Annotated in this window: 18 protein-coding genes; 11 read left to right on the top strand and 7 right to left on the bottom strand. The window is 60.6% G+C overall.

The window, feature by feature from the left end; translation table 11 throughout:
* Positions 1–144 precede the first annotated feature (144 nt).
* Positions 145–1575: a sigma-54 interaction domain-containing protein gene (locus M3P88_RS09550; protein WP_249615821.1), complete on the top strand. Its 1431-nt coding sequence runs from the start codon at positions 145–147 to the stop codon at positions 1573–1575.
* Positions 1576–1578: 3 nt separating this feature from the next.
* On the opposite strand, the gene M3P88_RS09545 is transcribed toward M3P88_RS09550, so the two are convergent.
* The 4 genes from M3P88_RS09545 to ffh form a co-directional block, all read right to left on the bottom strand.
* Positions 1579–2526, bottom strand: a complete 948-nt coding sequence (locus tag M3P88_RS09545; protein WP_249615820.1) for a PDR/VanB family oxidoreductase — start codon at positions 2524–2526, stop codon at positions 1579–1581.
* Positions 2513–3664, bottom strand: a complete 1152-nt coding sequence (locus tag M3P88_RS09540; protein WP_249615819.1) for an aromatic ring-hydroxylating oxygenase subunit alpha — start codon at positions 3662–3664, stop codon at positions 2513–2515. Before M3P88_RS09540 ends, M3P88_RS09545 begins: the two co-directional genes overlap by 14 nt.
* A gap of 225 nt (positions 3665–3889) precedes the next feature.
* A complete protein-coding gene (gene purB, locus M3P88_RS09535) occupies positions 3890–5260 on the bottom strand; it encodes an adenylosuccinate lyase (protein ID WP_249615818.1) in 1371 nt (456 codons plus the stop codon).
* 203 nt (positions 5261–5463) lie between these two features.
* Positions 5464–6816 (bottom strand): signal recognition particle protein, encoded by a 1353-nt coding sequence (gene ffh / locus M3P88_RS09530; RefSeq protein ID WP_249615817.1) that lies wholly within the window; start codon positions 6814–6816, stop codon positions 5464–5466.
* An 83-nt stretch (positions 6817–6899) separates the two neighbouring features.
* On the opposite strand from ffh, the gene M3P88_RS09525 reads away from it, so the two are divergent.
* Complete coding sequence (locus M3P88_RS09525) at positions 6900–7745, top strand: cytochrome C assembly family protein (protein WP_249615816.1); 846 nt, start codon at positions 6900–6902, stop codon at positions 7743–7745.
* A gap of 15 nt (positions 7746–7760) precedes the next feature.
* Here the strand turns inward: M3P88_RS09525 and M3P88_RS09520 are convergent, their stop codons facing one another.
* On the bottom strand, positions 7761–9176 hold the full coding sequence (locus M3P88_RS09520) for a cryptochrome/photolyase family protein (protein WP_249615815.1): 1416 nt from the start codon (positions 9174–9176) through the stop codon (positions 7761–7763).
* Between the two features lie 278 nt (positions 9177–9454).
* Between M3P88_RS09520 and M3P88_RS09515 the strand changes: the two genes are divergently transcribed.
* The 8 genes from M3P88_RS09515 (at position 9455) to yacG (ending at position 17385) form a co-directional block, all read left to right on the top strand.
* Positions 9455–10489, top strand: a complete 1035-nt coding sequence (locus M3P88_RS09515) for a porin (protein ID WP_249615814.1) — start codon at positions 9455–9457, stop codon at positions 10487–10489.
* Between the two features lie 142 nt (positions 10490–10631).
* Positions 10632–11885, top strand: a complete 1254-nt coding sequence (locus M3P88_RS09510) for an HlyC/CorC family transporter (protein ID WP_249615813.1) — start codon at positions 10632–10634, stop codon at positions 11883–11885.
* A gap of 60 nt (positions 11886–11945) precedes the next feature.
* Complete coding sequence (pilB, locus tag M3P88_RS09505) at positions 11946–13652, top strand: type IV-A pilus assembly ATPase PilB (RefSeq protein ID WP_249615812.1); 1707 nt, start codon at positions 11946–11948, stop codon at positions 13650–13652.
* Positions 13653–13707: 55 nt separating this feature from the next.
* Positions 13708–14931: a type II secretion system F family protein gene (locus M3P88_RS09500; protein WP_249615811.1), complete on the top strand. Its 1224-nt coding sequence runs from the start codon at positions 13708–13710 to the stop codon at positions 14929–14931.
* A complete protein-coding gene (locus tag M3P88_RS09495; RefSeq protein ID WP_249615810.1) occupies positions 14931–15794 on the top strand; it encodes a prepilin peptidase in 864 nt (287 codons plus the stop codon). The genes M3P88_RS09500 and M3P88_RS09495 overlap by 1 nt, the downstream gene beginning before the upstream one ends.
* Positions 15781–16443 carry a dephospho-CoA kinase gene (gene coaE, locus M3P88_RS09490; protein WP_249615809.1) on the top strand — a complete coding sequence of 221 codons (663 nt, stop codon included), beginning with the start codon at positions 15781–15783 and terminating at the stop codon, positions 16441–16443. The genes M3P88_RS09495 and coaE overlap by 14 nt, the downstream gene beginning before the upstream one ends.
* Positions 16436–17194, top strand: coding sequence for a cell division protein ZapD (gene zapD / locus M3P88_RS09485; protein ID WP_249615808.1), 759 nt, complete (start codon positions 16436–16438; stop codon positions 17192–17194). The genes coaE and zapD overlap by 8 nt, the downstream gene beginning before the upstream one ends.
* A gap of 2 nt (positions 17195–17196) precedes the next feature.
* Complete coding sequence (gene yacG / locus M3P88_RS09480) at positions 17197–17385, top strand: DNA gyrase inhibitor YacG (RefSeq protein ID WP_249615807.1); 189 nt, start codon at positions 17197–17199, stop codon at positions 17383–17385.
* Positions 17386–17424: 39 nt separating this feature from the next.
* On the opposite strand, the gene M3P88_RS09475 is transcribed toward yacG, so the two are convergent.
* Positions 17425–18663 carry an N-acetylmuramoyl-L-alanine amidase gene (locus tag M3P88_RS09475; RefSeq protein ID WP_249615806.1) on the bottom strand — a complete coding sequence of 413 codons (1239 nt, stop codon included), beginning with the start codon at positions 18661–18663 and terminating at the stop codon, positions 17425–17427.
* Positions 18639–19109, bottom strand: a complete 471-nt coding sequence (gene tsaE, locus M3P88_RS09470; protein WP_249615805.1) for a tRNA (adenosine(37)-N6)-threonylcarbamoyltransferase complex ATPase subunit type 1 TsaE — start codon at positions 19107–19109, stop codon at positions 18639–18641. The genes M3P88_RS09475 and tsaE overlap by 25 nt, the downstream gene beginning before the upstream one ends.
* 19 nt (positions 19110–19128) lie before the next feature.
* Here tsaE and queG point away from each other — a divergent pair, with 19 nt between their 5' ends.
* A complete protein-coding gene (queG, locus tag M3P88_RS09465; protein ID WP_249615804.1) occupies positions 19129–20193 on the top strand; it encodes a tRNA epoxyqueuosine(34) reductase QueG in 1065 nt (354 codons plus the stop codon).
* Positions 20194–20275 lie beyond the last annotated feature (82 nt).

Raw genomic sequence — 20275 nt, 5'->3', positions numbered from 1 at the left:
GCGGGAAGATGGTGATTTTCAGGCAGGCCTGCGGAATGTTGCGCAAATGACGGATATCCGGCAGGACGTTGCGGTTTGTATGCACAGCCGGCAAGGGCGTGATATGAATAGCGGATAAAAAGTAGACAGAGGAGAGACACCCGCATGGACCCGCATCTCAAGGCCGCCATTGGCCTGTTCACGGAATTTCTGGACAACTTGCCGCTGGCAGTCGCGATCGTCGACGCCGATGGCAACTATGTGTATTACAACGCGGAGAGTGCACGCCAGGATGACTGCCTGGCCGAGCGTGCACTGGGGGGGCCGCTGTTGCAGGTCTATCCCGGTATGAGCCCGCACAGCAGCACCCTGTTGCAGGCGGTACGCCACGGCAAGCGTTACCACAACCAGTACCAGCTCTACCATAACTCGCAGGGCAAGCCGGTGCACCAGGTGCATACCACGCTGCCGCTGAGCGATGCGCAGGGGCGGGTGGTCGGTGCGGCCGAGATCGCGCGCGACCTCTCCGAGTCCAACCAACTGCACGAACGTTTCGTTGACTTGCAGCAGCGATTGCACGCACGGCAGGCACGCGAAAGCGAAGGCATTCTGACCGGCGATCCTGCAATGCAAAAACTGCTCCAGCAGGCCTTGCGTTTGGCCAAGACGGATGTACAAGTGCTGATCTACGGTGAGACCGGGACGGGCAAGGAGTTGTTCGCCCGCCTGTTACATCGACAAAGCGATCGCGCCGACCAGCCCTACCTGGTGCTCAACTGCGCGGCGATCCCCGAGCCGCTGTTCGAGAGCGCACTGTTCGGCACGGTAAAGGGCGCGTTTACCGGGGCGGAGGACAGGGCAGGCCTGCTGGAGAGCGCGCACGGCGGGACGTTGTTCCTTGACGAGCTGAACTCGATGCCGATGCCGGTGCAGGCCAAGCTGTTGCGGGCGCTGCAGGAAAAGACCTTCCGGCGGGTCGGTGCGAGCAAGGAGATCCGGGTCGACGTGCGCATCATCGCCGCCACCAACGAGTCGCCGCAGGAGATGCTGGCCCGCCAGCGCATCCGCGAAGACCTGCTGTACCGGCTGAACGTCGGCTACCTGGCCATCCCGCCGCTGCGCGAGCGCAAGCAGGACATCCCGCTGTTGGCGCAGGACTTCCTCGCACGGCACGGCAGGCTGACCGGACACCGGGTGGCACGCATCAGCGCGGCCGTGCTCGCGAGGTTGCAGCGCCACCGCTGGCCGGGCAACGTGCGCATGCTCGAGAACGTCATCCTGCGCAGCCTGATTTTCTGCGAGGACGGCGACGAGCTGGACTTCGTGCTGCTGGAGGACGACGAGCAGGCGCTGGAGGTGCCGCGTGCGCTGCCGGCGGCCGCAGCCGCGGCGGCAGCGCCAGCCGAGGCCGGCGACACCGACTGCCCGCTGGACGAGCAGGTCGCCGCTTACGAGCGCCGGCTGCTGGTCGACTACCTGCGCCGCTACCCCAACCTGTCCGAGGCGGCGCGCAGGAGCGGGCTGCCGCGCGCCACCTTGCAGTACAAGATGAAGAAGTACGGGATCAGGCTGGCGCAGCAGGTCATCGACGGCTAGCGCTTACAGGTCGAGCTCCAGCCGTTCGCAGGCTGCGCGCGACACGCAGGGCAGGATGCGGTCCTGCGCCAGCCGCTCGGCGTCGCTCAGGTAGCGGTCGCGGTGATCGGCCAGACCCGAGAGCAGACGCGTCTCGCAGGTACCGCAATACCCCTCGCGGCACAGGCTGTCGACCCTGACCGGGGTCTGCCGCTGGATGGCGTCGAGGATGGATTCGTCGCGGCCAACCTCGACGGTCATGCCGCTGCGCACCAGGTGGACCGAGAACGCCTGCCCGTTGGCGCCCTCAGGCGCCGCGTCGAACGCCTCGATATGCAGCCGGTTATCCGCGCGCAGGCGGCTGCCCGCCTGCCAGACGGCGTCGAGCAGGCGGCGCGGGCCGCATGCGTAGACATGTTCGGCGGGGGCGGCATCAGCGAGCAGAGCCGGGACATCGAGTCGCTGCCCTCGCCGGCTGTCGTACAGGGTGACCCGCGAATGGCCGGCGAGCGCGTCGACGAAGGCCGCGTCCTCCACGCCGCGAAAGGCGTAGTGCAGGTGGTAGTCACCGCCCGCGGCGTCCAGCGCGGCGAGGTGCGAGACAAACGGCGTGATGCCGATGCCGCCGGCAATAAACAGGTGGCGGCGGGCACCCTCATGCAGTGGAAAGAGATTGCGTGGTAGGGTCAGGCGGACGCGGTCGCCCGGCGCGAGGCTGTGTAGCCAGGCCGAACCGCCACGGGACGGTTCGGCCTGCGCGACCGCGATGCGCAGGCCATCCGCCCGGGGGGCGCCGAGTAGCGAGTACGCGTTGGCCGGGCTATCCGCGCGCTCGCCCACCTGTACCAGCAGATGACTGCCGGAAGCGTACGCCGGGTACGCAGCATCCGGCAGCAAGGTGAGCTCGCGAATACGCGGGGCGAGCGGCCTGCTCTCGCCTAGGGTGGCCATCAGCCATTCAGGCGCGCTCATCGGACTTGCCTGCCTGTTGCTCGTAATAATCGGCGACCTTGCGGTGGAAGTAGGCGATGCCGTGCTCGCTGATGCCGCTGCGCTCGGCATCGACCATGATCCGACCCTGGCCACGGTAGCCGCGCGACTGCAGGCCGCGCTGCACGCTTTCCACCAGGCTCAGGTCTTCCGGACGGAAGGTCTGCGTGGCCCAGGTGATGAAGTCACGCTGTTCGGGGGTGACGTCCTTGCTCTTCATCAGTACCTCGTAGTACTGCACGGTCAGCCCGGCGCTAACCGGGTATTCGTAGATGACGGTCATGGTATCGTCGCCGGGCACCACGTTGAACATCACGCAAGGCCAGACCCAGTAGCCGCTGAACGCCCGGTTGCGGACTTGTGTATCGAAGCTGTAGCCCCGTTCGGATGACTGGCCCGGGCCATGCTGCAACGTCCAGTTGCCATGGAAGGTGTGGGTATATCCACGGGTGTCCACCGAGCTGGAGAAACCGGGGTGGGCGGGTGCGCAGTGGTAGCACTCCATATAGTTGTCGACGATCACCTTCCAGTTGGCCGGGGTGTCGGTAATGGTGCGCGAGGCGACCTGCAGACGTTCGACGTTCGGGCAGACCGACTTCAGGTGGGCATCCAGCCCGGCGAGCGCCTGTTCGATGGGCGGTGCGTCCATATCCATATTGACGAATACGAAGCCGGCGTACTCGGCGACGCGCAGCGGGGTCAGGCCGTAGTCGGCCTTGTTGAAGTGCTCGACGTTCTCGCAGTTGCGCGCGAAGGCGAGTTCGCCGTCGAGCTTGAACGTCCACGCGTGGTAGGGACAGCTGATCGTGTTGCGGGCGACGCCGCTACCCTTGAGCAGTTCGTGGCCGCGGTGCGGGCAGACATTGTAGAACGCGCGCAGCGTGCCCTCGCGGTCACGTAGCGCCACCAGATTTTCGCCGACGATACGCCGGGTCACATAGGCGTTGATCTCGGCCAGTTCGCTGGTGTGGCACAGGCACAACCAGGCATGCGCGAAGATGTGCTCCTTCTCGTATTCGAAGACCGCCTCGCTGGTGTAATAGTTGGCCGGCAGCGTGTAGGCGTTGTCGTGGTTACGGCCAAAGTCTTGGGAGAGCGTGAAAGATGGTATGGGCTGCATGGCTGCACTCCTGTGCTGTCGGTGCGAAACGGGAAAGTACGCAAGGCTTAGCAGGAGGCGTGCCAGCGTAAAATCACCCGCAAAGGCCTGAAATGGTGGGGATTCTGGCCGGTCGGGGCGGGAGGTTTCAGGCCGTGCGCCGGTTTTTGGTTGGGATGCCGGTTTTTCGGCGGGCGTAAAAAAACGCCACCCATCGGGTGGCGTTTCTGTGGAGAGTGGACCGGCTTAGATGCGGCGTGCCAACTCTTCGGCCTTGCCTACGTAGCTGGCCGGCGACATGTCCAGCAGACGGGTCTTTTCATGCTCGGGGATGGCCAGCGTGTTGATAAAGGCCGCCAGTGTCGCCTTGGTCACGCCGCCCTTGCCACGGGTCAGGTCTTTCAGCTGCTCGTACGGGTTCTCGATGGCGTAACGGCGCATCACGGTCTGGATAGGCTCGGCCAGCAGTTCCCAGGTCGCGTCCAGATCGGCGGCGAGCATGGCCGGGTTGACTTCCAGCTTGTTCAGACCCTTGAGGCAGGACTTGAAGCCCAGCAGGGAGTAGCCCATGCCCACGCCCATATTGCGCAGTACGGTGGAGTCGGTCAGGTCGCGCTGCCAGCGGCTGAGCGGCAGCTTGTCGGCCAGGTGGCCCATGACGGCATTGGCGAGGCCGAGGTTGCCTTCCGAGTTTTCAAAGTCGATCGGGTTGACCTTGTGCGGCATGGTCGAGCTGCCCACTTCGCCGGCCTTGACCTTCTGCTTGAAGTAGCCCAGCGAGATATAGCCCCAGACATCGCGGTTCAGGTCGATCAGGATGGTGTTGACGCGCGACAGGTTCTGGTACAGCTCGGCCATATAGTCGTGCGGCTCGATCTGGATGGTGTACGGGTTGAAAGTAATGCCCAGGCCCGAAACAAAGCGGCCGCACAGGCTTTCCCAGTCCACATCGGGGTAGGCGGCCAGATGGGCGTTGTAGTTGCCGACGGCGCCATTGATCTTGCCGAGGATTTCCTGCTTCACCAGTTGTTCATGCTGGCGCTTGAGGCGATACACCACATTGGCCAACTCCTTGCCCAGGGTCGACGGCGTGGCCGGCTGGCCGTGGGTGCGGCTCATCATCGGAACCGCGGCCAGTTCGTGTGCCAGTGCGCTCAGGCGGGCGATGACTTCGTTCAGTGCCGGCAGGATTACGGTATTGCGCGCGGTTTTCAGCATCAGCGCATGGCTGAGGTTGTTGATGTCTTCGCTGGTGCAGGCAAAGTGGATGAACTCGCTGGCTGCCATCACTTCCGGGTTGCCGGACAGGCGCTCTTTCAGCCAGTACTCGATGGCTTTGACATCGTGGTTGGTGCGCGACTCAATGGCTTTGACTTCTTCGGCATGCGCCACGCTGAAGTGGGCGATGACATCATCGATCTCGTGCAAGGTGGCGGCGGAGAACGGCTTTACTTCGCTGATGCCCGGCTCTGCCGCCAGCATTTTCAGCCATTCCAGTTCCACCTTGATGCGGAACTTCATCAGGCCGTATTCGGAGAACAGATTGCGCAAAGGCTCGACTTGACCTGCGTAGCGGCCATCAAGCGGGGACAGTGCGGTGAGTGCATTCAAAGTCATAACGCGTATTTCCAGGCTGGTGCCGGCTGCGGTGCCGGCGTTTCATGGTCAATCAGTGCCAGCGGCGCAAGCCGGCGGCAAAATGCTCGGGGTGTCGCGGTGCGGGCAGCGCAGCGCGCCGTTGCTGCAGAAATACGGCCTCCGGCGGCATGGGCTTCCCTTGTTGTTCGCGCCAGGCCTCTGCGGGCCCTTGTTTCGCGGTTTTACATGCCGGGCAACATGCCCTTCATGCCGCGCATCATCTTGGACAAGCCGCCCTTGGAGAACTGCTTCATCATCTTCTGCATCTCCTCGAACTGCTTGAGCAGCTTATTGACTTCCTGTACCGAGACGCCGGCACCGGTGGCGATGCGGCGCTTGCGGCTGGCTTTCAATAGCTCGGGCTTGCGCCGTTCCAGCGGTGTCATCGAGTAGATAATGCCTTCGATGCGGCGCATCGACTTCTCGGCTTCATCCCCCTTGATGCCTTTGGCCATCTGGCCCATCTGGCCCGGCATCTTTTCCAGCATGCTGGTGACGCCGCCCATCTTTTTCATCTGTTGCATCTGGCCGAGGAAGTCTTCCAGGTCGAAGCCCTTACCCGACTTGAGCTTCTTGGCGATCTTGGCCGCTTCGTCCTGATCGATGCCTTTTTGCACATCCTCGATCAGGCTCAGTACATCGCCCATGCCCAGGATGCGGTTGGCGATACGGTCAGGGTGGAAGGGCTCAAGGCCGGTCAGTTTCTCGCCGACACCGATAAACTTGATCGGCTTGCCGGTGACGTGGCGTACCGACAAGGCTGCGCCGCCGCGCGAGTCGCCATCCATCTTGGTCAGTATCACGCCGGTCAGCGGTAATGCTTCGCCAAAGGCCTGTGCGGTATTGACCGCATCCTGACCCTGCATCGCATCCACGACAAACAGCGTTTCCACCGGCTTGACCGCAGCGTGCAGCGCCTTGATCTCGGCCATCATCGCTTCGTCGATGGCCAGACGGCCGGCAGTATCGACCATCAGCACATCGAAGAAATGACGCTTGGCGTAATCGATGGCAGCCAGGGCAATATCGACCGGTTTTTGCGAACCCTCGGACGGGAACCACTCGACGCCGGCCTGTTCGGCCAGCAGTTTCAGCTGCTCAATGGCGGCCGGACGGTAAACGTCGGCCGAGACCACCAGGACTTTTTTCTTCTGTGTTTCTTTCAGCAGCTTGGCCAGTTTGCCAACGGTGGTGGTTTTACCCGCACCTTGCAGGCCGGCCATCAGTACCACTGCCGGCGGCTGGGCCGCCAGATTCAGGGCGTCGTTTTTCTCGCCCATCAGGCGGGTCAACTCGTCGTTGACCACGCCGACCAGCGCCTGCCCCGGGGTCAGGCTGCCCATGACGTCCTGGCCGAGCGCGCGCTCTTTGACCTGGGCGATAAAGGACTTGACCACGGGCAGAGCCACGTCGGCTTCCAAGAGCGCCATGCGTACTTCGCGCATCGCGTCCTGGATGTTGGATTCGGAGAGGCGCGCGTTTCCGCGCAGCGTCTTGATCACGCCCGTCAGGCGTGTCGTCAGGTTGTCAAGCATGGGCCATCCTTCATGTCTGCCAACGGCAATGCAGCTTTGGTGTAGACTTTCAAACTGCCTATTTTACACAAGAGGCCGGGTACATGCCCGGCATTGACGGCCTGATGACGATGAGTGGTTTCCTGTTTGCTTTGTCTTTATGTCTTTTACTGGCTTATTTCGCCCTGTCCTGGCACCACATAGGGCATTGGAAAGGCCATGCGGTCTTGCCCCGCGCGCCGCGTATCGAGCACGGCGTGCTGGGTCTGGTGCTGCTGGCGCATGCCGTGCTGGTGCTATTGCCGCTGCTGTCCGGCGCGCATCTGGACTTGGGTCTGGGGCGTGCGCTGTCGACCGTGGTGTGGCTGATGCTGCTGATTTACTGGACCAGCAGCTTCTTCTATCGCGTCGAGGGCTTGCAGCTGCTGATGTTGCCGCTGGCGGTGGTCGCGCTGGGCGTCGAGTTGCTGCTGCCGGGCCATCATTTAAGTTATGAGCTGGCGAATCCCTTGTTTGCACTGCATTTATTGGTGTCCATGCTGGCTTACAGCCTGTTTGCCATTGCCGCGCTGTTGGCCATGCTGATGCTGGTGCTGGACAGGGCCTTGCATGCGCGCCGCGCGACCGCCTTTACCCGCCAGCTGCCGCCTTTGCTGTCGCTGGAAGCGATGATGTTCCAGGTGATTGCGGTTGGCTTCGCGCTGCTGACGGTGTCCTTGCTGACCGGCATCCTGTTTTCCGAGCAGATGTTCGCGACGCCCTTTACCCTCAACCACAAGATAGTCTTCGCCTGTGCCGCCTGGCTGGTGTTCGGCGGCTTGCTGCTGGGGCGTGTCCGCCACGGCTGGCGCGGCCGTCTGGCGGTGCGCTGGACGCTCTCCGGCTTTGGCCTGCTGCTGGTGGGCTATATCGGCAGCAAAATTGTGCTGGAGTTGTTGCTCGGGCGCTGATTTGCGCCCGTGTGCTCAGCGCCCGAACAAGGCCAGCGCTTTTTCGCGCTGGCTGGCATGCTCGACAATGGGGGCAGGGTAGTCGCGGCCAAGCTGGAAACTGGCCGGCAGCGTCTTGGCCAGCCACGGTGCATGGATGGCTTGCGCGTCGAGCATTGCCAGCTCGGGCACATAGCGGCGGATAAACTGGCCGTCGGCGTCGAACTTTTGTGATTGCGTCACCGGGTTAAAGATGCGGAACCACGGTTGCGCATCACAGCCGGTAGAAGCCGCCCATTGCCAGCCGCCGCAATTGGCCGCCATATCGTAGTCCAGCAATTGGCTGGCAAAGTAGCGCTCGCCGCGTTGCCAGTCTATCAGCAGATCCTTGACCAGAAAGCTTGCTGCCACCATGCGTAGCCGGTTGTGCATATAGCCGGTCTCATTGAGCTGGCGCATGGCCGCATCCACCAGCGGGTAGCCGGTTTGCCCGGCGCACCAGGCTGCAAAATGGCTGTCTTCGCCCGGCCAGCGCAAAGTGCGATAAGCCGGCTTGAAGCTGGTGTGGGCTGCGGTGGGGAAGTGCCACAGCCATTGCTGGTAAAACTCGCGCCAGATCAATTCGTTCAGCCACACCATCGCGCCCGCGCTGCCGTCCCCCAGCGCCAGGCGTACCAGCTCACGGATCGAAACCGTACCGAAGCGCAAATGGGCAGACAGATAAGACACGCCTTTGCGCGCCGGATAATCGCGTAGCTCGCTATAGCGCGCGATGCGCGTGGCAAAGTCTTTTAGCAAAACCCGGGCACCGCGCTCGCCGCTCTGGATATTCAGGGCGGCAAGATCGGCGCGGGTAAACCCCGTTACGCCAATCGGCTTTTCATCGCCTAGCCACTGCGCCGGTAGGCCGCTACGCGCGGCAAAATGGCGGCTGTCCAATTTCACCTGCCACGGCGCATAGCTTGCCGGCGTGAGCCTCGCACGCCAGGCGCGCGCGTAGGGGGTGAATACGGAGTAAGGCTGGCCGGCCTTGGTCAGTAGCTCATCCTGCTCGAAAACCACCTGATCCTTGACTGCTTCCACTTCCACTCCCAGCGCTTGTAGTGCTTGAGTGACTGCCGCATCGCGCGCCAGCGCCATCGGTTCGTAGTCGCGGGCAAAAAACAGCTGGCGGGCCGCGCAATCCTGGGCGATGCGTGGCAGTTGTTGCAACGGGTCGCCATAGCACACCACCAGTTCACTACCTAAGGCTCGCAAGCCGGCACGGATTTCATCGAGTGCGGCGCAGATAAACGTGACACGCTTGTCGTTCCGGGGCAGGCCGGCGAGCAAGGCCGGATCAAACACGAACACCGCCAGCACCGGGCCGCATTGTTGTGCGCGGGACAAGGCGGCATGGTCGCTCAGGCGTAAATCACGGCGCAGCCAGCACAGTACGGGGGATGGGTTCATGCGGGGGCTTTCATGAAGTTTTGGTGTTTTTCTTATATAGCGTTTTATCTATGTTGCAAAATAGATACATTGGCTAATGGCTTGATTTGCTTGTGTTTGCCTGTTTTTATTGGGTTTGATTGTCTCTATTTTGGCCGCATTGATGGTGTGTTTTTGTTTTTTAGCAACGGCGCACTTAGTATATGCGCATGACCAGTGCGGTACAGCAATGGCAAACAATATGCCCGACCCGCTAACGGGATCAGGCAAGTTAACCGACCTCGAAAAAGGAAAGACTCATGAACAAGAAAATCATTGCACTGGCAGTTGCCCTGTTGCCTGCTGCCGCTATGGCGGATGTGACCGTTTACGGTTCGATCCGTGCTGGTGTTGCAAGCACTAATGGTATTAAAACCAACTTTGAACGTACCAATGGTGTTGAAGATTTCTCCAGCCGTATCGGCTTCAAGGGCAACGAAGATCTGGGTAATGGTCTGAAGGCGATCTGGAAGGTAGAAAACGGCCTGCGCGTAGATGGTACTACCGGTAGCGGCTCCAGCTCCGGCACCTTCGCTAACCGCGAATCCTTTGTTGGTCTGGAAGGTGATTTCGGTAAGATCCGTCTGGGTTATCTGGATGATATGCTGACCGACACCGAGTTGACCGACATGTGGATCGGGCCACGCAATGCTGGTGCTGAAATGTTCCCTAACTACGAGCGCGCTGACGACACCGTCAAGAACTCGATCAAGTACAACAGCCCGTCGTTTGGTGGTTTTGACGTTAGCGCCATCTGGGGCACCAACGAAGCCAATATCAACAACAATGGTGTAAACGTGGATGCCAAGCATACCTACGGTACCCGTATCGGTTTTGCTGATGGCGCATTCCTGGCTGCTCTGGCTTATCAGGTGAATACCAACACCAATCTCGCATCCGATAAGGATGACAAGACCCTGCGCGGTGAAGTGGGTTACGACGCTAATGGTCTGTTTGTAGGCTTTACTGCCCAGCAAGAGCGTTTCTACGACGATAGCAATGAAGAAATTAAGCAAAATGCTTATGCTCTGTCGGCTGCTTACACCATCGGTCAGTTCACGCCTAAGGCGACCTACTCTTGGCTGAGCAATGACAAAAACTCAGATGCGAAAAACGGCTCCAAAGAGTTTGCACTGGGTGTTGATTACGCAGCTAGCAAGCGTACTACGCTGTTCGCCCAGTACGGCCAGATCAAGTACAACGAACAACAAGATGTTAAAAATACTGACAAGAAAATTATTGCCAGTGGTGATAAGGGTACGACGTTTAACGTTGGCGTGAAGCACAACTTCTAAGCTTGTCTTTGCAAGCTTGAAATCAACCCGGCAGCCTCGCTGCCGGGTTTTTTCATTTGGCCTGCTCAAGGCCACGGCTTCTGTACCGGTTGCCATCCATCCCATATAATTTGAAGCTGTCTCTTTTTCGTATTCCATCCCCTTGAACGACATCCCCTTATCCATCCTGTTTTTAACGCTGGTGATCCTGCTGGCGATTTCCGCGTTTTTCTCCATGTCCGAAACCGGCATGATGGCGGCCAACCGCTTTCGCTTGAAATCACTGGCTGCCGCCGGCAATAAGGGCGCGCGCCGTGCCTTGAGCCTGCTGGAACAGACCGACAAATTGCTGGGCGTGATTCTGCTGGGCAATAACTTTGTCAATTCGGCCGCCGCTTCGCTGTCGACGGTGATTGTGTTCCGTCTGGTCGGGCAGAACGAGTTGGCACTGGGTCTGGCGACGCTGGCGGTGACATTTGCCATTCTGGTGTTTTCCGAAGCCACCCCCAAGATTCTGGCCGCCGCGCATGCGCTCAAGGTCGCATCCGCGGTGAGCGGGCCACTGGCCTTGCTGCTTAAGCTGTTGTATCCGCTGGTGTGGTTCGTCAATCTGTTTGTGCAGGGCGTACTCAAACTGCTGCGGGTCAATGTCAGTCATGATAGCGGTCAGATTTCGGCCGACGAGCTACGCCTGCTGGCGCTGGAGTCGACGCGCTTTACCCAGAGCAAGCATCGCTCGATGCTGGTCAATCTGTTCGAGCTGGAAGGCTTCACTGCCGAGGATGTGATGGTGCCAAGACGCCACATCGAGGCGGTGGATCTGGCCGAACCGCTGGAGGAAACGCTGGTCAAGCTGCAGACCTGTCATCATTCGCGTATTCTGGTATGCGAAAACGGGCTTGAAAATTTGATTGGCATTTTGCATGTGCGTAAAGTGCTACATATGATGCGCGAAGGCCTGACGCGCGAGAGTCTGCGCGAGGTGGCGCGCGAGCCGTATTTCGTTCCGGCCAGCACGCCGCTGTTTACCCAGTTGCAGAACTTTCAGGAAAACCGCCGCCGCATCGGCGTGGTGGTCGACGAGTATGGCGAGCTGATGGGGCTGGTGACGATGGAAGACATCCTCGAGGTGGTGGTCGGCGAGTTCACGACCCAGTCGCCGGAACAGGCTACCTTGGTGACGCGTGAGCGCGACGGTTCGCTCCTGGTGGATGCCAGCATGGCGCTGCGCGACTTGAATCGCCAGTTTACGCTGGCCTTGCCGCTGTCCGGCCCCAAGACGCTGAACGGTTTGTTGATCGAGCATTACGGGGATATTCCCGACGTCGGTACTTGCTGCAAGCGTTATGGCTGCGTATTTGAAATTTTACAGATTGGCGAGCGCGCGATACGACGCGTACGCCTGAGCAAGGCATGATTTTTCCTTGCGCGGCGGAGTGCCGGGTACGGGGTTAAAAAAATAGGGGACAGCAGGCTTATGGATAATGCGGCGGGTTTTTCCGGCTTGGGGCGGGCGTTGGTGCAGCGCGGCAAATTATCGCAGCATGACGCCGATGTAATAGACCGGCAGGCGAAAACGGCCAACTGCAGTTTTGTCGAGCAGTTATTGGCCGGCAAGCGCATGACGCCGCTGGAGCTGGCCACTTTTGCCGCACAGGCTTTCGGCTTTCCCCTGTTCGATTTGTCGGCCATGGATCCGGACGATATGCCGCGCGGCGTACTGGACGAAGACTTGGTGCTGCAGCGCCGGCTAGTGCCGCTGTTCAAGCGCGGCAGCAAGCTGTTTGTTGGCGCATCCGACCCGACCATGACCCAGACCCTGCATGCCATTACCTTCAAGACCGGGCTGACGGTTGATGTGGTGGTGGTCGAGGACGACAAGCTGGGGCGTCTGATTGGCCGTTATGGCGAAAGCGAAGCCGGGCAAGCGCTGAGCGCACTGGTTGGCGAAGATCTGGGCGATATGGAACTGGTCGACCCGGATGCGCCCATGGGCGATAAACTGCCGGATGTGGAAGACGCGCCGGTGGTGAAGTTCCTGCATAAGGTGCTGCTGGATGCGGTCAATGGCGGCGCATCGGACATTCATTTCGAGCCGTATGAAAAATACTATCGCATCCGTTACCGGGTGGATGGCGAGCTCAAGGAAATTGCCCGTCCGCCTCTGGCAATCAAGGACAAGCTGGCTTCGCGCATCAAGGTGATTTCGCGGCTGGATATTTCGGAAAAGCGCGTGCCGCAGGATGGCCGTCTCAAACTGATGATCTCCAAGCATAAGGCGATCGATTTCCGGGTCAGCACCTTGCCCACGCTGTATGGCGAAAAGATTGTGATGCGTATTCTGGACGCCTCGGCCGCGTCGCTGGATGTGGAGCAACTGGGCTTCGAGCCCGCGCAGAAAAAGTTGTTGCTGGATGCGATTGAGCGTCCCTATGGCATGGTGCTGGTGACCGGGCCGACCGGCTCGGGCAAGACGGTGTCGCTGTATTCCTGCCTCAATATCCTGAACAAGACCGATACCAATATTTCCACCGCGGAAGACCCGGTGGAAATCAACCTGCCGGGGATTAATCAGGTCAACGTCAATGAAAAGGCCGGGCTCACCTTTGCCGCCGCCTTGCGCGCCTTCTTGCGCCAGGACCCGGACATCATCATGGTGGGCGAGATTCGCGACTTTGAAACGGCAGATATTTCGATCAAGGCTGCGCAGACCGGTCATATGGTGTTCTCTACGCTGCATACCAATAATGCGCCGGCGACGCTGACCCGTTTGCTGAATATGGGCGTGGCGCCGTTTAACGTGGCCAGCTCGGTGTTGCTGATCATGGCGCAGCGTCTGGCGCGGCGCTTGTGCAAGGAATGCAAGGCGCCGGTGGAATTGCCGCGCGAGGCGCTATTGCAGGCGGGGTTTAGCGAGACGGATCTGGATGGCAGCTGGCAGCCGTATGGCCCGGTCGGCTGTGATACGTGTCGTGGCAGCGGTTACAAGGGGCGTACCGGCCTGTATGAGCTGATGCCGATGACCGATGCGATGATCCGCCTGATTCTGCGCGACGCCAATGCCAGCGATATCGCGGATCTGGCGCGCGAGGAAGGCATGATAGACCTGCGCCACGCCGGCTTGCTCAAGGTGAAGCAAGGCGTAACTTCGCTAACGGAAGTGCTGGCCTTGACCAACGATTGATGCACGCCGCCGGTAGCAGCGTGGCAGGACATGAATAACAATAACGGATCGCACTATGGCTAAAGCTGCAAGCGTGAAAAAGCCCGCCCAATATGCCTGGGAGTGGGAGGGGAAAGATAAGGGCGGCAAGGTGGTGCGCAACGAGATTCGCGCCGAGACCGAGGCCGTAGCCCGCATGATGCTGCGCCGTCAGGGCATCAATGTGCTCAAGATCAAGCGCAAGCGGCAAAAGCTGGGCAGCAGTATCACCGAAAAGGATGTGGCACTGTTTACCCGCCAGCTGTCGACCATGATGCGTGCCGGCGTGCCGCTATTGCAGGCTTTCGACATCACCGCGCGCGGCCACAGCAACCCGCGTATGACCAAGCTGCTGCTGGATATCCGTGCCGAGGTGGAAAACGGCAGCTCGCTGTCCGAGTCTTTCCGCAAGCATCCGCTGCAGTTCGATGCCTTGTTCTGCAATATGATCGCGGCGGGTGAAACCGGCGGTGTGCTGGATTCGCTGCTGGACAAGCTGGCGACCTATAAGGAAAAAACGCTGGCGATCAAGGCCAAGATCAAGTCGGCCATGATCTACCCGACGGCGATTATCGGCACCGCCTTTATCATTACCGCGGTGATCATGATTTATGTGATTCCGGCGTTTAAAGACTTGTTCTCCAGCTTCGGTGCCGATTTGCCGGCGCCGACCATGTTTGTGATCTGGCTGTCCGACTTCTTTGTCGAGTGGTGGTGGCTGATTTTCGGCGGCCTGTTCGGTGCGATCTTCGGCGGCATCTTTGCCTTTAAGCGTTCGCCCAAGGCGCACAAGATAGCCGACCGCATCGTGCTTAAGCTGCCGGTAATCGGCGACATCGTTAAAAAAGCGACCATTGCGCGCTGGACGCGCACGCTGGCCACGCTGTTTACCGCCGGTGTGCCGCTGGTCGAGGCGCTGGATTCGGTGGGGGGGGCTTCGGGCAACCAGGTGTATGCCGATGCCACCAGCCAGATCCGTACCGAGGTCAGCACCGGCTCCAGCCTGACTTACGCCATGCAAAAAAGCGATCTGTTTCCCAATATGGTGATGCAGATGACCGCCATTGGCGAAGAGTCGGGCTCGCTCGACTCCATGCTGGAGAAGGTGGCCGACTTTTACGAAGAAGAGGTGGATAACGCGGTGGCTGCGCTGTCCAGCCTGATGGAGCCGGTGATTATGGTGGTGCTGGGTGTGCTGATTGGCGGCCTGGTGATTGCCATGTATATGCCTATCTTCAAGATGGGTCAGGTGGTGGGCTGATGGCTTTATTTGATTTGATGCTGGCTTTACCGCCCGTGGCTTTTATTTTGCTGGTCGCGCTGTTTGGCTTGTTTGTGGGCAGTTTTCTTAATGTGGTGATTGCACGGCTGCCGGTGATGCTTGAGCGGCGCTGGGCTGCCGAGTGTGCCGAACTGCGTGGCGAAGAGATCGCCGAAGGCGCGCCCTTTAATCTGATGCTGCCGCGTTCGCGCTGCCCGCAGTGCGGTGCGGCTATCCGCCCCTGGCACAATATTCCGCTTTTGGGCTGGCTGTCTTTGCGCGGGCGCTGTGCCGATTGTCAGGCGCCGATTTCCGCACGCTATCCGCTGGTCGAGCTGATTACCGGCATGCTGTTTGCCGTGCTGGCCTGGCGCTTCGGGCCATCGCTGATGCTGGCCGGCAGCTTGCTGCTGGTTGGCGCGCTCATTGCGCTGACCTTTATCGATGCCGATACCCAATTGCTGCCGGACGATATCACCCTGCCCTTGATGTGGGCCGGCCTGTTGTTCCATTTACTGACTGACACCTTGCCGCTATCCGATGTGGTGGTGGGGGCGATGGCGGGTTATCTGTCCTTGTGGTCGGTGTATTGGGCGTTCAAGCTGGTCACCGGCAAGGAAGGCATGGGCTATGGCGACTTCAAGCTGCTGGCGGCGCTGGGTGCATGGCTAGGCTGGCAGATGTTGCCGCTGATTATCCTGCTTTCCAGTCTGGTCGGTGCATTGTGGGGCATCGCCATGCTGGCCGCCGCGCGTATGGGGCGTGGCCAGCCTTTGCCGTTCGGTCCTTATCTGGCGGCGGCAGGCTTGATCGCGCTGATATGGGGGCCCGCTATCGTGGGGTGGTATCTTGGCGGCTTGTAAGCGGGCGATCATCGGGCTGACCGGCGGCATCGGTTCGGGCAAGAGTGCGGTGGCACAGCGTTTTGCCGCGCTCGGGGTCGATGTGGTCGACACCGACGAGATCGCGCATGCTCTGACTGCTTCCGCTGGCGCGGCCATGCCGGCGATTGCCGCCGCGTTTGGCGCAGGCGTCATCGCGGCCGATGGCAGTATGGACCGGGCCGCGATGCGGACGCTGGTGTTTGCCGATCCGGCCAGGCGGGCGCAGCTGGAGGGTATTTTGCATCCGATGATCCATGCCGAAAGCCTGCGCCGGCTGTCGCTCGGGCAGGGACCGTATGCGATGCTGGTGGTGCCTTTGTTGTTTGAAACCGGTACTTATCTTGGCTTGTTGTCGCGCACGCTGGCCATCGATTGCCCGGAAGATATGCAGTTGTCGCGGGTGATGCAAAGAAGCCGACTGACAGAAGAGCAGGTGCGTGCCATCATGGCGGCGCAGCTGTCGCGTAGCGAGCGCAAGGCCAGAAGTGACGATGTAATCGATAATAGTGGCGATTTAACTGCGCTTGATCTTCAAGTTGCGCTTAAACATCGTTATTATCTAGCCAGTTTTACCGGTGCGGCCTGTCCGCCCTCATCCACAGACCATACGGATTCGCGTAGTGATTAGTTTTGAGTTCCCTGTTACCGAACGTACGCGCGCACTGCTCCGCCTGGAGCAGCTTTACCTGCGGCTGAATTTTTTCATCGCGCGGGAACATCCGTTTGAGCACCATTCCGCCCTTCTGGTTCTGTTCGAGATTCTGGAGGTGGCCTCACGCGCCGAGCTTAAGTCTGATTTGCTGCAGGAACTGGAGCGGCAAAGGCAGGTACTGGAAGGTTTGCATAGCAACCCGGCCATCGATGCGGCGGCACTGGATGCCGAGCTGGACAAGATCGATCATGTCGCCGGCCGCCTGTTGCAGTTGACCAGCAAGTTTGGCCAGCATTTGCGCGAGAATGAATGGCTGATGTCGATCAAGCAGCGGGCGGTGATTCCGGGCGGGACCTGCTCGTTTGATTTGCCGTCTTATGCCCTGTGGCAGAGCAAGAGCGCCGACGAGCGTCGTGCCGATATCCAGCGCTGGGCCGAGCCGATGATGCCGACTTCCGAGGCGGCCGATATTTTGCTGCGCCTGCTGCGCGACAGCGGCAAGACACATGCGTACCAAGCGCGGCGCGGGGCTTTCCAGCAAATGTCGGGCGGGCGCGTGGTGCAGCTGATCCGTGTCGATTACCCCGAGGGGCTGGATGTGCTACCAGAATTGTCGGCCAATAAATACGCGATCAATCTGCGCTTTGTCCAGACGGGAACCGGTGAAGCGCGTGCGCGCCAGAGCGAGCAGGATATCGACTTTTCCATGACCTATTGCAAGTTTTAACCATGACCAGCCAGAGCAATACCCCGATTAAAACCGTTTCCTGCCCGACTTGCGGCGCATCCGTGCCGTGGACACCGGAAAGCCGCTACCGTCCGTTTTGCAGCGAGCGCTGCAAGCTGATCGATCTGGGGCAGTGGGCCGATGAAAGCTATCGCGTCCCGACCTCCCCGCCGGATGAGATTGGGGAGTAGGGAGTGTTACTCCCCACTCTCTCTTCCCTACTCCCTATTTTAAGTTCTGGCGAACAAGGTACTTTGCGAGAAGTAGCCCTTCACTCCGGCTAGCAGCGCCTCCGCCATCTGGCGCTGGAAGGCCGGGTCCACCAGCTTTCTTTCTTCTTCCGGATTACTGATAAACGCCGTTTCGACCAGAATCGATGGAATGTCCGGCGCCTTGAGTACGGCAAAGCCCGCCTGTTCCACCCGCGATTTGTGCAGGGTATTCAGGTTGCCCATGCGTCCCAGTACCGCCTTGCCCAGCTTCAGGCTGTCATTGATGGTGGCCGTTTGGGTTAAGTCGAGCAGGGTATGCGCCAGATACTTGTCTTTGCCGCCTATTTTCACCCCGCCTATCAAGTCGGCATCGTTCTGGGTTTTGGCCAGAAAGCGTGCCGCGGTCGAGGTTGCGCCTTTTTCCGACAGGGCAAACACCGAAGAGCCGCGCGCCGTCGGCGTGGTAAAGGCGTCGGCATGGATGGAGATAAAGAGGTCCGCTCCCAGCTTGCGTGCCTTGGCCACGCGCACCCCCAGCGGAATGAAAACGTCTTCATCGCGCGTCAGATGCGCGCGCATATTGCGCTGGCTGTTGATCATCTTCTGCAGCTCGCGCGCAATTTTCAGCACCACATCTTTTTCCCGCACACCGGAAGGCCCGACGGCGCCGGGGTCTTCACCGCCATGGCCGGGGTCGAGCACGATGGTCACCGGCCGGTCGATGCCGGCCTTGCCCGGCTGCGGCTTCAGTTGCGGCTGCTCGTCCAGCTTGCCCTTGTTGTAGTCCTGCAAGAGCGCCAGCAGCGGGTCTTCCTGCGCCTTAGCCGGATACAAGTCGACCACCAGCCGGTCGCGAAAGCCGGCAACCGGGTTCAGGGTAAACACTTGCGGGGCGACATCGGTCTTCAGTTCCAGCACCAAGCGTACGGTATCCGGGGTGAACTGGCCGGCGCGGGCGCTCTTGATATAGGGGTCGGCATCGGTGATCTGGCTATTGATGCCAGTCAACAGCGCGTTGAGTGTCACCCCCTCCAGATCGACCACCAGCCGCGCCGGATTACTCAGATTGAACTGCTTGTAGCGCAGTGTTTCGCTGGACTCCAGCGTAATGCGGGTATAGGTGGAGGAGGGCCAGATGCGCAGCGCCACGATTTGCGGCACGGCGGCAAAACCGATGCGGCTGACGGACAGCAGCCAGGTTGCGGCAGCGGCGCCGACCAGATGGCGGCGGCTTAGATCGAAAGTCGGCTCAGACATTGAATCCCTTGTGCGTCATGGGCGTGGATGCGGTAGCTGCGGCCATCATCGGCTACTGCCAGCTCGAGGGTGAGATGAGGCTGCGGCAACAGGCCTTGTGCCTTTTCCGGCCATTCGACCAGACACAGGGTATCGTGGCCGAATAGTTCGCGAAAGCCGGCGTCTTCCCACTCTTCCGGATCATTGAAGCGGTACAGGTCGAAATGGTGCGCGGTCAGACTCGCCAGCGGGTAGGTCTCGACCAGCGTATAGGTCGGGCTCTTGACCCGTCCCTGATGGCCCAGCCCCTGTAGCAGGCCGCGGGTGAGCGTGGTTTTGCCGGCGCCAAGGTCTCCTTCCAGAAAAATCACCGTGCCCGGGACGATGGCCTGTGCCAGGCTGGCGCCTAGGGCGAGTGTGGCCGCTTCATCCGGCAGGTAGCCGCTGCGGGTGCTGGTATCATCCATAGCCATGACCGAGAGTAAAATGCAAAACGTGGATTATCCCGAATTGGCGGCACAAATCAAAGCATGGGCGCAAGAACTGGGCTTTGATGGCGTGCGTATCACCCGTGCCGCGCTGCCGCCCGAGGCCGCAGCGCGCCTGCAGGCCTGGCTGGATGCCGGGCTCCACGGTGAAATGGATTATATGGCGCGCCATGGCCTGATGCGGGTACGCCCGGCCGAGCTGGTGCCCGGCGCCCTGAGCGTGATTTCGCTGCGCATGAATTACTGGCCGGGCGAGGCCAGGGCGGCCGAGGCGGTACTTGGCGACCCGCAGGCGGCGTATCTGTCGCGTTACGCGCTGGGGCGCGATTATCACAAGGTCTTGCGTAAACGCCTGCAGGCGCTGAGCGAGCGCGTGCGGACGGTAGCCGAGACCCTGGGGGCGCGGGTGTTTACCGATAGTGCCCCTATTGCCGAGGTGGCACTGGCGGCGCAGTCCGGCCTGGGCTGGCGCGGCAAGCACACCTTGCTGCTCAATCGCGAGCAGGGGTCGCTGTTTTTTTTGGGCGAGATCGTCACCGACCTGCCGCTGCCCGAAGACCATGAGGAGCCGGCGCACTGCGGCAGTTGTACGCGCTGCATCACGGTTTGCCCGACGCAGGCCATTATTGCGCCTTATCAGCTGGATGCGCGGCGCTGCATCTCTTATCTCACCATCGAACTGGCTGGTGCCATTCCCGAGGCGCTGCGCCCCTTGATCGGCAACCGGGTATACGGCTGTGATGACTGCCAGCTGGTGTGTCCATGGAACCGTTTTGCCGTGGCAAGCGGCGAGGCGGACTTTGCCGTGCGCCATGGTCTGGACGATGTGTCTCTGGTCGAACTGTTTGGCTGGAGTGAAGACGAATTCAATCAGCGCATGGCCGGCAGCCCGATCTACCGCATCGGTTACGAGCGCTGGCTGCGCAATCTGGCGGTAGGCCTGGGTAATGCGCCGGCGAGCCCTGCGGTGATGGCAGCGCTGCAAGCCCGGCGCAGTCACGACTCGGCGCTGGTGCGCGAGCATGTGGCCTGGGCGCTGGCGCAGCATGGGAGTGGGGAGTAGGGATCGGGGAGCCGGGGATCTGCTCTGTTGACACGAGCGTGACTGGTCTTAACACCCACTCCCCACTCCCAAGTCCCGAGTC

Origin of the sequence: Craterilacuibacter sp. RT1T, from assembly GCF_023502145.1 — a bacterium.
Taxonomy (GTDB): domain Bacteria; phylum Pseudomonadota; class Gammaproteobacteria; order Burkholderiales; family Chromobacteriaceae; genus Craterilacuibacter.
The sequence above is the reverse complement of the archived record's forward strand: the minus strand, read 5'-3'. Positions and strand labels throughout refer to the sequence as shown.